This is a genomic window from Aeromonas sp. S13(2024) (assembly GCF_041402405.1).
GTDB classification, from domain to species: Bacteria; Pseudomonadota; Gammaproteobacteria; order Enterobacterales; family Aeromonadaceae; genus Aeromonas; species Aeromonas veronii.
Genome location: NZ_JBGLRA010000008.1, coordinates 105,503 through 119,650, shown reverse-complemented (window position 1 = coordinate 119,650; position 14,148 = coordinate 105,503). Strand labels below are relative to the sequence as shown.

General features: G+C 57.6%; 13 protein-coding genes and 4 tRNA genes. 11 read left to right on the top strand and 6 right to left on the bottom strand.

The window, feature by feature from the left end:
- Nucleotides 1-45 precede the first annotated feature (45 nt).
- Nucleotides 46-264, top strand: coding sequence for a translation initiation factor IF-1 (gene infA / locus ACB042_RS12645; protein WP_005300033.1), 219 nt, complete (start codon nt 46-48; stop codon nt 262-264).
- A gap of 68 nt (nt 265-332) precedes the next feature.
- Here the strand turns inward: infA and clpA are convergent, their stop codons facing one another.
- Both clpA and clpS read right to left on the bottom strand, forming a co-directional pair.
- A complete protein-coding gene (gene clpA, locus ACB042_RS12640; protein ID WP_005337110.1) occupies nt 333-2,588 on the bottom strand; it encodes an ATP-dependent Clp protease ATP-binding subunit ClpA in 2,256 nt (751 codons plus the stop codon).
- Between the two features lie 59 nt (nt 2,589-2,647).
- The gene (gene clpS / locus ACB042_RS12635) at nt 2,648-2,965 is read right to left on the bottom strand and encodes an ATP-dependent Clp protease adapter ClpS (protein WP_005337111.1); all 318 of its coding nucleotides are present in this window, start codon (nt 2,963-2,965) and stop codon (nt 2,648-2,650) included.
- 229 nt (nt 2,966-3,194) lie between these two features.
- Between clpS and cspD the strand changes: the two genes are divergently transcribed.
- Complete coding sequence (gene cspD, locus ACB042_RS12630; protein WP_005300025.1) at nt 3,195-3,413, top strand: cold shock-like protein CspD; 219 nt, start codon at nt 3,195-3,197, stop codon at nt 3,411-3,413.
- A 117-nt stretch (nt 3,414-3,530) separates the two neighbouring features.
- Here the strand turns inward: cspD and folD are convergent, their stop codons facing one another.
- Complete coding sequence (gene folD / locus ACB042_RS12625) at nt 3,531-4,385, bottom strand: bifunctional methylenetetrahydrofolate dehydrogenase/methenyltetrahydrofolate cyclohydrolase FolD (protein ID WP_005337113.1); 855 nt, start codon at nt 4,383-4,385, stop codon at nt 3,531-3,533.
- A 213-nt stretch (nt 4,386-4,598) separates the two neighbouring features.
- Here folD and ACB042_RS12620 point away from each other — a divergent pair.
- The 8 genes from ACB042_RS12620 (at nt 4,599) to ACB042_RS12585 (ending at nt 10,946) form a co-directional block, all read left to right on the top strand.
- A tRNA-Pro gene (locus tag ACB042_RS12620) sits at nt 4,599-4,675 on the top strand.
- Nucleotides 4,676-4,712: 37 nt separating this feature from the next.
- A tRNA-Arg gene (locus ACB042_RS12615) sits at nt 4,713-4,789 on the top strand.
- Between the two features lie 52 nt (nt 4,790-4,841).
- Nucleotides 4,842-4,917: transfer RNA gene (locus ACB042_RS12610), tRNA-His, on the top strand.
- 312 nt (nt 4,918-5,229) lie between these two features.
- Nucleotides 5,230-5,940: a two-component system response regulator RstA gene (gene rstA, locus ACB042_RS12605; RefSeq protein ID WP_258721035.1), complete on the top strand. Its 711-nt coding sequence runs from the start codon at nt 5,230-5,232 to the stop codon at nt 5,938-5,940.
- A gap of 21 nt (nt 5,941-5,961) precedes the next feature.
- Nucleotides 5,962-7,287 carry a two-component system sensor histidine kinase RstB gene (gene rstB, locus ACB042_RS12600; protein ID WP_371178507.1) on the top strand — a complete coding sequence of 442 codons (1,326 nt, stop codon included), beginning with the start codon at nt 5,962-5,964 and terminating at the stop codon, nt 7,285-7,287.
- Nucleotides 7,288-7,341: 54 nt separating this feature from the next.
- The gene (locus ACB042_RS12595; protein WP_005337116.1) at nt 7,342-7,524 is read left to right on the top strand and encodes a hypothetical protein; all 183 of its coding nucleotides are present in this window, start codon (nt 7,342-7,344) and stop codon (nt 7,522-7,524) included.
- A gap of 153 nt (nt 7,525-7,677) precedes the next feature.
- Nucleotides 7,678-10,227: a bifunctional lysylphosphatidylglycerol flippase/synthetase MprF gene (mprF, locus tag ACB042_RS12590; RefSeq protein WP_371178506.1), complete on the top strand. Its 2,550-nt coding sequence runs from the start codon at nt 7,678-7,680 to the stop codon at nt 10,225-10,227.
- A gap of 11 nt (nt 10,228-10,238) precedes the next feature.
- Nucleotides 10,239-10,946 carry an AcvB/VirJ family lysyl-phosphatidylglycerol hydrolase gene (locus ACB042_RS12585; protein WP_371178505.1) on the top strand — a complete coding sequence of 236 codons (708 nt, stop codon included), beginning with the start codon at nt 10,239-10,241 and terminating at the stop codon, nt 10,944-10,946.
- Between the two features lie 307 nt (nt 10,947-11,253).
- On the opposite strand, the gene ACB042_RS12580 is transcribed toward ACB042_RS12585, so the two are convergent.
- Both ACB042_RS12580 and ACB042_RS12575 read right to left on the bottom strand, forming a co-directional pair.
- Nucleotides 11,254-11,341, bottom strand: a tRNA-Ser gene (locus ACB042_RS12580).
- 134 nt (nt 11,342-11,475) lie between these two features.
- Entirely contained in the window at nt 11,476-11,931 is a 456-nt protein-coding gene (locus ACB042_RS12575) for a YbjN domain-containing protein (RefSeq protein ID WP_005337119.1), read from the bottom strand.
- Nucleotides 11,932-12,089: 158 nt separating this feature from the next.
- Between ACB042_RS12575 and ACB042_RS12570 the strand changes: the two genes are divergently transcribed.
- Nucleotides 12,090-13,427 carry a flavohemoglobin expression-modulating QEGLA motif protein gene (locus tag ACB042_RS12570; RefSeq protein ID WP_371178504.1) on the top strand — a complete coding sequence of 446 codons (1,338 nt, stop codon included), beginning with the start codon at nt 12,090-12,092 and terminating at the stop codon, nt 13,425-13,427.
- A gap of 80 nt (nt 13,428-13,507) precedes the next feature.
- On the opposite strand, the gene ACB042_RS12565 is transcribed toward ACB042_RS12570, so the two are convergent.
- The gene (locus ACB042_RS12565; RefSeq protein WP_005337121.1) at nt 13,508-14,089 is read right to left on the bottom strand and encodes a thymidine kinase; all 582 of its coding nucleotides are present in this window, start codon (nt 14,087-14,089) and stop codon (nt 13,508-13,510) included.
- Between the last annotated feature and the right edge of the window lie 59 nt (nt 14,090-14,148).

Below are 14,148 nucleotides of genomic sequence, written 5' to 3'. Positions count from 1 at the left end.
GGCATGATCCAGCGGTTTTTTGTTGTGGCTTATCAAGAGGATTCAATGGCTAAAGAAGACAGTATTGAGATGCAGGGCACTATTCTCGAAACCCTGCCCAATACCATGTTCCGTGTGGAACTGGAGAATGGTCACGTGGTTATCGCTCATATTTCAGGCAAGATGCGCAAAAACTACATTCGTATCCTGACTGGAGACAAAGTAACGGTAGCACTGACTCCCTACGATCTCTCCAAGGGACGTATTGTTTTCCGCTCTCGCTAAGCCAGGAATTCAGCAAAAAACCCCAACCTTTCGGTTGGGGTTTTTTGTCGTTTTCTGATCACTGACGCTTAGTGGGAAACAGCTTCAACATTGACCTGAAAATCAAAGCTGAGGCTGTCATTTACCAACTCAACCTTCACAATTCCCCCGTCAACCAGTGAACCGAACAGGATCTCGTTGGCCAGGGGTTTCTTGAGGTGCTCCTGGATTACCCGACCCATCGGTCTGGCCCCCATGGCTCTGTCATATCCCTTCTCTGCCAACCAGTGGCGGGCACGCTCGGACACCTCGAGAGAAACTCCCTTCGCATCCAGTTGAACCTGCAATTCGACAATGAACTTGTCGACCACCTGATGGATCACCGTCATATCGAGATGGTTGAACCAGATGGTGTGATCAAGCCGGTTACGAAACTCCGGACTGAAGGTCTTGTTGATCACCGCCATGGCATCGTGGCTCAAATCCTGTTGCTGGAAGCCAATCGATTTGCGTTGGGTCTCCTGCACACCGGCGTTGGTAGTCATCACCAAAATGACGTTACGGAAATCCGCCTTGCGTCCGTTGTTATCGGTCAAGGTGCCGTTGTCCATCACCTGCAGCAGCAGATTAAATACGTCCGGGTGAGCTTTCTCAATTTCGTCGAGCAACACAACGGAATGAGGATGCTTGATCACCGCATCGGTCAGCAAACCACCCTGCTCAAAACCGACATAGCCGGGAGGCGCACCAATCAGACGTGAGACGGTGTGACGCTCCATGTACTCGGACATATCAAAGCGCAGCATCTCGACACCCAGCGCCTTGCCCAACTGCTGGGTCACCTCTGTTTTACCGACACCGGTAGGACCGGCAAAGAGGAAGCAACCAACCGGGCGACGCTCGTTACCCAAACCTGAACGAGAGAGGCGAATCGCATCGGTCAGCACCTCGATGGCTTTATCCTGACCAAAGACCACCATCTTCAGATTGCGCTCCAAGTTCTTCAGTACCTCTTTATCTGAAGAGGAGACTGATTTTTCCGGAATGCGGGCGATCTTGGCCACAATGGACTCAATTTCCTGCACATTGATCACTTTCTTGCGCTTGCTCGCCGGCAGCAACCGTTGACCGGCACCCGCCTCGTCGATCACATCGATCGCCTTGTCGGGTAGGTGACGATCATTGATGTACTTGGCAGAGAGCTCGGCAGCTGCACGGATCGCCTTGGCGGTATAGCGTACGCCGTGGTGGGCTTCGTAGCGACTCTTGAGCCCCATCAGGATGCGAGTGGTGTCATCGATAGTTGGCTCGACAATATCGATCTTCTGGAAGCGACGGGCCAACGCACGGTCTTTCTCGAAGATCTGGGCGTACTCCTGATAAGTGGTGGATCCCACACAGCGGAGCAAACCATTTGAGAGCAGTGGCTTGATCAGGTTGGCCGCATCCAGCTGACCACCGGAAGCAGCACCGGCACCAATGATGGTATGGATCTCGTCGATAAAGAGGATGGCTCCTTCCTGACGCTCAATTTGCTTGAGCAGTACTTTGAGGCGCTTCTCGAAATCCCCACGGTATTTGGTGCCCGCCAGCAGAGAACCCATATCCAGTGAATAGATGGTACTGCCCGCAATCACCTCGGGGACATCCCCCTTGACGATGCGATAGGCCAAGCCTTCTGCAATAGCGGTTTTGCCCACACCCGCTTCACCCACCAGCAGCGGGTTGTTCTTGCGACGACGGCAGAGCACCTGAATGGTACGATTGAGCTCCTGATCACGGCCAATAAGCGGATCGATGCGCCCTTCCAGCACCAGCTGGTTCAGGTTGGTGGCAAAACTCTCGATCTGGGCGGCCGAGACATCATCATCAGACTCGGGATTGTTATTGCTGCCGAGATCAGGCTTGCTGTCCTTGCGAACCCCGTGGGAGAGGAAATTGACGACGTCGAGACGGCTGATCTCGGCTTTTTTCAGGAAATAGGCAGCTTGTGACTCCTGCTCACTGAAGATAGCGACCAGCACGTTGGCGCCGCTGACTTCGGTATTGCCGGAGGATTGCACATGGAAGACGGCACGCTGCAACACACGCTGGAAGCCCAGTGTCGGCTGGGTTTCACGATCTTCATCATCGCGCGGTATGAGCGGAGTAGTTTGGGTGATGAATGCGCGGATCTCCTTGCGCATCTGCTCAACATCGGCACCACAAGAGCTCAGCGCCTCATGGGCTGAACTGTTATCCAGAAGGGCTAACAACAGGTGCTCGACGGTCATGAATTCGTGGCGCTCGTCACGGGCCAGTTTGAAAGCCTCGTTCAGCGTCTTTTCTAGATCTTTATTCAACATAGGCACCTCCCCTAGTACAGCTACAATGTGGTGTCACACTCGCCATCAAGTCATCAGATTCAAGCCTTTTCCATAGTACAGAGCAGTGGATGTTCGTTGTTACGTGCATAGGTGTTGACCTGGACAACCTTGGTTTCGGCGATCTCTGCGGTAAACATGCCGCAGACACCCTTACCACTATAATGCACACTCAGCATGACCTGAGTCGCCTTGTCCAAATCCATACCAAAGAACTTTTGCAGCACCTCCACCACGAACTCCATCGGGGTGTAGTCATCGTTGTTCAACACAACCTTATACATGGGTGGCGGCTGCAGCTTTGTTTTCTCTGCTTCTGCAATCTCTTCATTAGCAAAGAGTTCTTTCTGCTTGCTCATAATCGCGCTTTGGTACCTCTAGATTACTACCGTCTAACACAAGGTTGTCAATAGACTTGTTAACCAGATCACATCAGTTGTTAACAACTCCTTGACTCGCTCAAAAGTTAGACTAGATTGGTTACTTGCTAATCTGTGCCCGTCTGCTATGGGCTCATGTCCCTAGTTATAAAGGGCTGGCGCAGGTTACTCAACGACTTCTGGGTAATCAATAAAAGGATGTAGAAGTATGGCAACCGGCACAGTTAAGTGGTTTAACAACGCAAAAGGATTTGGGTTTATCTGTCCGGAAGGGGGCGGTGAGGATATCTTCGCTCACTACTCCACGATTCAAATGGAGGGCTACAAGACCCTGAAAGCGGGTCAGGCTGTCAATTTTGAACTGCAACAGGGGCCGAAAGGAAATCACGCCTCTGTGATTGTGCCAAACGAAGCACAAAATATGTAAATAACACCCGTTGGATAAATAAAAAACCGGTTCCTCTCTGAGCAACCGGTTTTTTATTGTCAGATTTCTGGCGAATCCTGCCTCCTCACGGGATCACAGGGTTATCACCAGCCATGATCAGTCGTGATATTCGCTGCAGGCGATCAGGGTATTTTCCATCAAGCTGGCGACCGTCATCGGGCCCACGCCACCGGGTACCGGAGTAATGAAGGAGGCATGGCTGCGCGCCGTCTCAAACTCTACATCCCCGACCAGCGAGCCATCAGCCAGGCGATTGATGCCCACATCGATTACCAGTGCCCCCGGTTTGATCCACTCCCCAGGGATGAAGTTGGGCTTGCCGACTGCGACAACCAGCAGATCGGCACGGCGAACCTGCTCTTCCAGATCCCGGGTAAAGCGGTGACAGGTCGTGGTTGTGCAGCCAGCCAGCAACAATTCGAGGGTCATGGGACGCCCCACTATGTTGGACGCGCCCACCACGACCGCATGCAGACCATGCGTCTTCACGCCGGTGGTCTCGATCAGCGTCATGATCCCTTTCGGAGTGCAGGGGCGCAGCGCCGGAATACGTTGGGCCAGACGACCGACGTTATACGGGTGAAATCCATCTACATCCTTGTCAGGCTGGATCCGCTCCAGCACCTGAGTGGTATCAAAGTGATCCGGCAACGGCAACTGAACCAGAATGCCATCTACGTGGCTATCCGCATTCAGCTGGTCGATCAGCGCCAGTAGCTCTTCCTGACTGGCAGTGGCACTCAGATCATAGGAGCGGGAGAGAAAACCCACCTCCTCGCACGCCCGACGTTTGCTGCCGACATAGACCTGAGAGGCGGGATCCGCCCCCACCAGAATGACTGCCAGCCCTGGAGCCCGTTTCCCTGCCGCCAACCGCTGTTGGACTTGCGCGGCGACCTGGCTGCGAATCGTTTGCGCAACCTGTTTTCCATCTATGATTTTGGCAGACATCGTTCTCCACTCACCATGTGTTCAACTGCCGCGCATTGTCGCATTTTTTTAGCCGGGATGTTAGCGGCAGACGCACGCCAGACCTGTAGCGGGCAATAAGTAGGCACTTGAATTTACTGGGGGAAAAAGTCGTTGACGCTGGCCCTTACGCTTGGCTATGATGCCCGCCCGTTGCCCAGTACGACTCTTGTCGATATGCTGGTCAAGGATTTTCGGTGATTAGCGCAGTCCGGTAGCGCATCTGGTTTGGGACCAGAGGGTCAAAGGTTCGAATCCTTTATCACCGACCATGTTCATCGACTCGTCCCTAAGACGTGTTGATACAAAGCGCCCTTAGCTCAGTTGGATAGAGCAACGGCCTTCTAAGCCGTGGGTCGCAGGTTCGAATCCTGCAGGGCGCGCCATTGATGCTCTCCTTTTCTTCTGGATTGGCGAGTGTTGATGAAAATTTCAGTGGTGGCTGTAGCTCAGTTGGTAGAGTCCCGGATTGTGATTCCGGTTGTCGTGGGTTCGAGCCCCATCAGCCACCCCATTATTCTGTCGATAATCGCCGCAAGGTGATGTCCATCGACCTGGAGCAGTGACCTTCTGGTCTGCTCCACGAAAAACCGGCCTTTGCCGGTTTTTTTGTTTTGCGCTCCACAGCTCCTTGCCTTGTCTGCAAGGTCATCCTCCAGCTCGATAAACGCGGCTCTGCCCATTTGTCACGATGTGCTTCTCCCCATCGATGACACAGCCACTCTCCCCCGCACATCAGCCTGCCCGGTTCTTTTTCTGTATTTCCCAAGCGCCATTGATATGCTGATCGCTCTTCTTCTCTCCTGCTTTCCGTTGGAGCTTTTCTATGCAACGCATTCTTTTTGTCGAAGATGATCCCGAGATTGGCCAGCTCATCAGCAGTTGGCTCGGTCGCCACGATATGGAAGTGATCCTCGAGCCCAGAGGGGACATGGCGCTGGCCCGGGTCGAGGCCGAGCAGCCCGATCTGGTGCTGCTCGATATCATGTTGCCGGGGCAAGATGGCATGTCCCTCTGTCGGGATCTGCGGCCGCGCTTCGACGGCCCCATCGTAATGCTCACCTCGCTGGACAGCGACATGAACCAGATCCTGAGTCTGGAGCTGGGTGCCAACGACTACATCCTTAAAACCACCCCGCCACCCGTGCTACTGGCCAGACTGAGGGTGCAGTTTCGCCAGCACCAACAAGCATCAACCCAACCGGCAGCCACCAGCAGCGTTCCCCAGCAGCTGCAATTTGGTCGGCTGCGGGTGGATGGCCCGGGGCGGGATGTGCGCCTCGATGGCGAGAGCATTGCTCTCTCGACCGCTGACTTTGATCTGCTGTGGGAGCTCGCCTGCCACGCGGGCCAAATCTTGAGTCGGGAAGCCCTCTTTCGCAGCTTGCGCGGCCGGGAGTACGACGGTCAGGATCGCAGCATGGATGTGGCCATCTCCCGCCTGCGCCGCAAACTGGGTGATAACCCCGACAACCCGACCCGGATCAAGACTGTGCGCCAGAAAGGCTACCTCTTCGTCCCCCACGCCTGGGAATAGCCCTCTTTCGGGAGCACCGCCATGCGCCACCTCTTTATCCAGTTCTATCTGTTGCTGATCGGCTGCTTCACCCTGGCCATCCTGCTGGTGGGTGTGGTCTATCAGGTGACCGCCGAACGGGCGGGTGATCGCTATCTCGAACGCATGATGCAAGGATCCCTTGGCCTGTTGACCGGCGAGTTGGCAAGAACCCCGCCAGAGCGCTGGCCCGATCGGCTGGCCGAGCAGAGCAGTCAGTTTACCCTCCCCCTCAAGATCGGCGAGCTGGTGCGCCAGCCCCTGGCCAGCGAGGATCAGGCCTTTCTGGCTGCCGGCAACATTGTCATCGTCGAGGAGGATGACACCTTCCTGCAGCGCATCCCCGATACCGAGCGGGTGCTGATTGTCGGCCCTGTACCCTACCTCTCCTACCTGCACGAGCTGCACTGGGTCGATGTGGGACTGCTGCTGGTGATCGGTCTATCCCTCGGCCTGCCCATCCTTCTGTGGCTGCGTCCCCACTGGCGCGGCTTGCAACAGTTGGAGCAAACCGCACGTCGCGTAGGTGATGGGGATCTCTCCTGCCGAACCAATCTGCCACCGGGCAGCAGTCTGGCCCGGGTGGGACGCACCTTCGATCAAATGGCGACCCAATTGCAGGCCATGATTGCCAGCCGCAAGCAACTGACCGATGCCATCGCCCACGAGTTGCGCACCCCGCTGGTCCGGTTGCGCTATCGGCTTGCCATGCTCGATCCTGCCCCTGCCGAGCAGGAGCAGCAGGCGCTGGAGCGAGATCTGGGGGCGCTGGACGCCCTGATCGAAGAGATGCTCACTTACGCCAAGCTGGATAGACCCGAACTGCCACTGCAGCGGGACGAGCTGGAGCTCAGTCACTGGGCACAAGCGCATCTTGGCGACTGGCAAGCGCTGTCACCCGAGAAGAGGCTCACCCTCGATCTGCCGCCACGCCACATGCCCTGGTGCGGCGATCAGCGTCTGCTGACGCGCGCGGTGGAGAACCTCATCGGCAATGCCCTGCGCTACGCCGAGAGCGAGGTTACCCTCTCCATCTCGCGGCTGCAGGAGAACTATCTGCTGGAGGTGAGCGACGATGGACCGGGGATCGATCCGGCGCTGGCGCCCCAGATCTTCGAGCCGTTCGTGCGCCTTGATCAGAGTCGGGATCGCCGCACCGGCGGCACCGGGCTGGGACTGGCCATAGTGCGCAGCATAGCGATCCATCACGGCGGTGATGTGGCATTGCTTCCTTCCGGCAAGGGAGCCCGCTTCTGCCTCACCCTCCCTGTACATTTGGATACAAACCGTCACCAACCGCTCACTGAAGGGCCGCCGCAACCGTCATAGGATGAAGGTCATGGAGAACGCTCCATAACATCAACCCGAATAAGGAAATTGAACATGAAAAAGATCATTCCCCTGACCCTGGCTGCCGTCTTCGCCCTCACCTCCGGTTTCACCATGGCGGCCACCCCGACCAAGACAGCCACACCGCAGGCGACCCAGACCAAGGTGGTGAAAAAACACCATAAAGCCACCCACGCCAAGACCCCTGCCGTCAAAGTCGCGCCGAAAACCAAGTGATCCAACCGGTCACTGGATAACACAGAGGGAGGCTGACGCCTCCCTTTCCATCTCTTCCCGAAATTTTCCTGACGAGCGCCTCCCTCGTCCAAACCGGATCCACGACCCGGCTCCCCCTTTGCGGGAAACGGTCAATGACCACAGGAACATGGCATGTGGCGTCATCTGCTTAAATGGCTAGGCCCCTTGTGCAGTTTGCTGCTGCTCGGCACCGCACTGACAGTGCTGTATCACCTGACTCAGGCATGGCACTGGCACGATATTCGTGTGGCCATCTGGTCCCAACCCCTGCCGCGACTGGCGGGCGCCCTGTTGCTGACCCTGCTCAGTTATGGTTGCCTCTGCAGCTATGACATGCTGGCGCTCCATGCGCTGGGCAAGCGCCTTCCCTGGCAACAGGTCAGCATCACCTCCTTTATCGCCTACACCTTCTCCAACACTTTGGGATTTGCCCTGCTGACCGGCACCTCGGTACGCTATCGCCTTTACTCCGCACTGGGGCTCGCCACCGGGGAAGTGGCACGCGTGGTGCTGTTCTGCTCCGTCACCTTCTTCCTCGGCCTGCTGGCGTGGGGAGGTGGCGCCCTACTGACCTGCGATGTATCACAGTTGCAGCCTGACTGGCCGCAATGGGCAGATACCCTGCTCAAGCTGGCGGGCATGATGGCTCTGCTGTTGGTGGCCTGCTACCTCTGCTGGCCCACACACCGTCTCTCTTTGCGGAAACACACCCTGACCCTGCCGGGCTTTCGGATACGTCTGTTGCAACTGCTAGTCGCGCTGGCCGACTGGATGGCCGCCGCCGCCGTGTTGTTTGTGCTGCTGCCCGCCGATAGCGTCCCCTACCCTGTGCTGCTCAGTGCCTTCGTGTTGGCCAGCTTCCTCGGGGTCTTGGCCCACGTGCCGGGCGGGATCGGCGTGTTCGAAGCGAGTATGAGCCTGCTGCTGGCCCACTACCTGCCAGCCGACAAGCTGCTCGCCTCGCTGCTGCTCTATCGCTGCATCTATTATCTGCTTCCCTTTCTCTGTGCCCTGCTGCTCTTTGCGAGTCAGGAGATGCTGCAACAAAAAGCGCGCTGGCAGCGGCTACAGGGGCTGATGAGCGCGGTGCGCGAATTTCTGCCTGCCCTTATCAGCATGGGCACCTTCGCCGCCGGCAGCCTGCTGCTCTGCTCGGGCATGATCCCGACCATGCGCAGCCACATTGAAGTGTGGCTGCAGGTGTTGCCGCTCCATCTGCTGGAGCTCTCCCACGTGCTCGGCAGCGTGAGCGGTATCCTCCTGATCCTGCTGGCGCGCAGCCTCTATCGCCGTCACGACGCCGCGTTTCGCACCACCCAGCTGCTGCTGGCTCTGGGTATCGCCTTCTCCCTGCTCAAGGGTGGGGACTGGGAGTCAGCCCTGCTGCTCGGCAGCTTTCTGCTCATCATGACCCCCTGCCGCTCCCTCTTCTATCGCAAGGGGTCGCTGCTCTATCCCCAGTACACCCCGGGCTGGCTCATTTCGGTCGGCGCCGTGTTGCTGGGAGCGCTGTGGCTGCTGCTCTTCTCCTACCGTCAGGTGGTGTATGACCACGCCCTCTGGTTCCACTTCTCGCCCCACGGTGGGGCTGCCCGCGGCCTGCGCGCCATGGGGAGCGTGGTGGCCGTGCTGGCCGTGGCCGGGGTTGCCCAGCTGCTTGCGCCGCTGCGCATGGTCGGCGAAAAGCCGGACAAGGAGACGCTGGCGCGCGCTCACGAGCTGGTGGTGCGCGAAGGGGGGATCCACGGCTATCTGGCCCAGTTGCAGGACAAGTCCCTGCTGTTCCACCCCGCCGGTGACGCCTTCCTGATGTATGGCATCGAGGGCAACAGCTGGATTGTGATGGGGGATCCAGTCGGTCGCCCCGAGCAGATCGAAGAGCTGCTCTGGCAATTTCGCGAGCGATGCGATGAACACGACGCCAATTCGGTCTTTTATCAGGTGTCGGCCCGCTATCTGCCGCTCTATCTGGAGCTGGGGCTGATCCCGTTCAAGCTTGGTGAAGAGGCGATGGTCGATCTGGCTACCTTCGATCTGGCGGGCAGCCGGCTGCGCAACCTGCGCCAGAGCCACGCCAAGGGCAAACGGGAAGGACTGACCTTCGAGGTAGTCGAGGCAGGTGCCGTGGCCCCCCTGCTGCCCAGATTGCAGACCGTCTCAGATACTTGGCTGCAGAGCAAGATGGGCAAGGAGAAGGGCTTCTCGGTCGGCCGCTTCGAGCCTGACTACCTGACCTTGAGCCCGGCTGCGCTGGTATGGCACGAGGGGCAGATTGTCGGCTTTGCCAACCTCTGGGTGAGCGATAACAAGGAGATGCTCTCCATCGATCTGATGCGCTACAGCCTGGATACCGGCACCGCCCCCATCATGGATTTTCTCTTTGTCGAGCTGCTGCTGTGGGGTAAGGCGCAGGGGTACGCCAGCTTCAATCTGGGGATGGCCCCCATGTCCGGCTTCAACGATCACCCGCTCAACAGCTACTGGGCCCGCCTTGGCAATACCCTGTTTGTGCGTGGCAGCCGTTTTTACAACTTTCAGGGGCTCAGACGCTACAAGGAGAAATTTTCGCCCCGCTGGGAACCCCGCTACCTGCTCTGCAGCAGCAAGCTGGTACTGCCCAGAACCCTGACTCACCTGATCACCCTGATTAGCCGCGGCCCGCTAGGGCTGATCAAGAAATAGGAGGATGGCCAATGAGAGCCCTGATATTGCTGTTACTCAGTCTCGTACTGCCCGTTTCATCTTTTGCGGCGCACGCCGCCCCGGTCAAGGATGACCTGAGCCTGATTGAGCTGCCGGTCAAGCAGCCATCCGACACCCCCATGGTGATCTTTCTCAGCGGCGATGGTGGCTGGGCGGCCCTCGACAAGGGGCTGAGCGCCCAGTTTCAGCTGAACGGCATGCCGGTCGTGGGCTGGAGCTCCCTGACCTACTACTGGAAGAAGAAAACCCCGGAGCAGGTGACCGCCGATCTGGAGCGGATCCTCGATGATTACCAGACTCGCTGGCAGCGCCCCCGCTGGCTGCTGGTCGGCTTCTCGTTTGGTGCCGAGATTGTCCCCTTCGTCATCAACCGGTTACCGGAGCACTATCGTCAGGGACTGGTCGGGGCCGTGATGCTCTCCCCCTCCACCAGCTCGGATTTCGAGATCCACGTCAGCGACATGCTAACCCACAAGGCGCGCAGCTATCCGACCGAGCCGCAGGTGAAGACCATCCGTGATCTGCCGATGCTCTGCCTGCAAGGAGCCGATGACGATGACGGCGACCGCCTCTGCCCCCGTCTCAACCAACCCAACGTCACCAGCATCACCCTGCCGGGAGGACATCATTTTGACGATAACTACCCCCAGCTCTATCAGGCCATCACCAAGCATCTGAACCTGTCCCCGGCTCCGTAGTCTGTGGAGCATTAACCCGTATCACCACGGAATGCCTTTCAAGTACCGATCAGGGCGAATCAGCGAGCAATGAAAAGGGCCTCTCTTGCGAGAGGCCCTTGTACTGAATTGGGCGGAAACTTTAAAAGGAGCGACCAATGGATTGGCTGTGCCGTCAAGGTCACCGAGGCATTTCACTGCTATTGCCCAAGCTGTTCAGCCAGATGCTGGGCTATCAACAATAAGGATTTGCAGTCCTATGCAGACAACCGCTCGGGATTGCGCCATAAAACAAAAGCCCCGATGTTTCCATCAGGGCTTTGCAAGTTGGCGGTGAGGGAGGGATTCGAACCCTCGATACGTTGCCGTATACACACTTTCCAGGCGTGCTCCTTCAGCCACTCGGACACCTCACCAAATTTTGGTCTGTGGTTTAACGTGTTCAGCCAACACGGTGTTCGCTACGCTGTTGCGCTGGAACGGGGCGTAATTTAGGGGAAAGCCCCGCCCGCGTCAACGGCTTTTTTCACCTGGCGAACCGTTCGAACACTTAATGCACAGATTCCGGTGCAACCTGGATTTCCGGCAGGTTGAGGAAGCCGGAACGTTCGCATTCGGCAACCAGTTCGTGGGTGGCAGCGATGGTGCTTTGCACGAACAGCAGGAACTGCTCGACGCTGAGTCCGGCCTTGGTAAAGACGGTGTGGCCGACCACCAGCCGCGGCAGGTTGTCATCGATGATATCGAGGAACACCTTGAGGGAGGGGTACTGCATATTGAGTCGGCCCAGTTCGGCAACCAGCGGCAGCATTGCGGAGGGGCGCACTTCCAGCTCGGAGGAGAACAGCAGGCCTTCCTCTTCCACGAAGATCCGGCTCTCCTGAATACCATCGACCGACTGCAAAGAGACAATGTGGATACCGTGACACTGGTCGCAGACATAGTGCTCGATACGAGCCTGTTGCAACCAACGCATTATCATTTCGGAGCTGGGGATATTCATCATTTCCACGACAAGATTGGGATCAAGGGGCGCAGTCTAAACCAATTTGCTATCAACAAAAAGCACGCCAACCCGATAACCCTGCGGCTCGCTTCTTTTTGGCAAGCGCTATGCATATACTCAGCCAAATCCACGATGACGCTTGCCCCACAGGGGGCCCCATGACTATCCAAGAAAAGTATCGCCTTCATCTGAAATCACTCTCGGATGAGCTGCTCACCCTGCAAAAACCCATCCGCATTCTGGATGCCATCAAATGGCCACGCCATCTGCAGGATCGCTTTCTGGCAAGCGGTGGCAGGGAGCTGCCCGCTATCGACAGGCACTTCTATGATGCCCTCCCCCTCGGCTTCGATCCGCGCAACAAGTATCTGGAGCTCAAGGAGCTGCGGGACCGGATCCGCAGAAAACTGGGGCCACAGGACGATCTTGGCCGGATCCTGCAAGAGACGGTCGATCAGTACATGGTGGTGATCGAGATGCTGCGCCAGCGGGGCCAACCCGATTTTCAGCGTTACAGCCAGCTGCTTTATGGCTCTGCCAGCGATCACCTGCGCGGGGATCGCAAGACCCTCAAGGAGCTGGGCGCCCGCCTGTGCGATATCTTCTCCCTGCCCGGCGCCCGCCATCTGGTGCGCCCCTACCCCAAGGAGTTCGAAGGAGAAGCCGCGGTCGCCAAACTGCAGGGCAAGCTGTCGAGCTACTTCAGTGACGGCACTGTGCAGGTGAAGCTGAGCGATGGCATCGTCTCCGATGCCGCTGCCGGTGGCGACTACATCAAACTCAACTCCCACGCCCGTTTCTCCGAGCTGGACTTGCAGGTACTGGAGGTACACGAGGGGTGGGTCCATGTCGGCACCACCCTCAACGGTCGCCAGCAGCCTTATGCCACCTGGCTGAGCGCCGGTTCACCGCGGATCACCGCCTGTCAGGAGGGGCTGGCCGTCCTGATAGAGACCCTCACCTTCAGCTCCTTTCCGGATCGGGCCAAGCGTATCTCCGATCGGGTGATGGCCATCGACATGGCCGAGCGCGGCGCCGATTTTATCGAGGTGTTTCAACACTTCGTGCAGCAGGGTACCAGCGAGCACGGCGCCTACAAGATCACCCAGCGGGTCTTTCGTGGCGGCATGGTGGACGGCGGCGCCTGCTTTACCAAGGATCTCTCCTACGTGCGTGGCTATGTGGAGACGGTCAATTTTATCCGCAGCGCCGTGCTGGAAGGGGTGCCCGAGATCCTGCCGATGCTGTTTGTCGGCAAGGTGACACTGGATGACATTCCGGTGCTCTATCAGCACTATCTGGAGGGGCTGATTGCCGCACCCCGCTATTTGCCGCCGATGTTTCGCGATCTCACCGGCCTCTATGTATGGTTCGGTTTTGCCTCCGGCATGTCGCTAGTGGATATCGGTCGGGTACAGCACCATTTTCGCCAGCTGTTTCAACGCCTGCCGGTGGCCGACCCCATCATTGCGCCGGTGGATATCGAGATCGACTGAACCACAGCGATAGAAGTTGGGGAAAATAAAAAGGGCGCCAGATTGGCGCCCTGCTCGACGATTCAAATATCGCAGCCGAATTATTTGTAAGCCCGACCTTCGAGATAGTGTTTGCGACAGAGTGACACATAGCGATCGTTGCCACCGATCTCCACCTGTTCGCCATCACGCATCACCTGCCCCGCTTCATTGACCCGGGAGTTCATGTGAGCCTTGTTGCCACACCAGCAGATACTCTTCAGCTCTTCAAACTTGTCGGCCAGACAGAGCAGATGGTAGGAACCGGGGAACAGCTCGCCGCGAAAATCGGTCTTGAGGCCATAGGCCATCACCGGAATATCCTGCTCATCGACGATGCGGGCCAGCTGGTAGACCTGCTCACGGGTCAGGAACTGGGCCTCGTCCACGATAAAGACATCGATATGTTTCTTTGCATGGCGCTCTTTCACCATTTCAAACAGATCACAGCTGTCGCTGAACACGTCCACCTTCAGTTCAAGACCAACCCGGGCACTGATCACCCCAACCCCGAAACGGTCATCGATGGCTGGCGTCATCGCCAGAGGATGCATGCCCCGCTCCAGATAGTTGAAGTGCGCCTGAATGAGCTGGGTGGATTTGCCTGAATTCATGGTGGCAAATTTGTAGTGCAGTGAAGCCATGATACTGTTCCGAAACTGAATTTATGGGGCGCATGCTAACCAAAGCCCCTGACAAAACC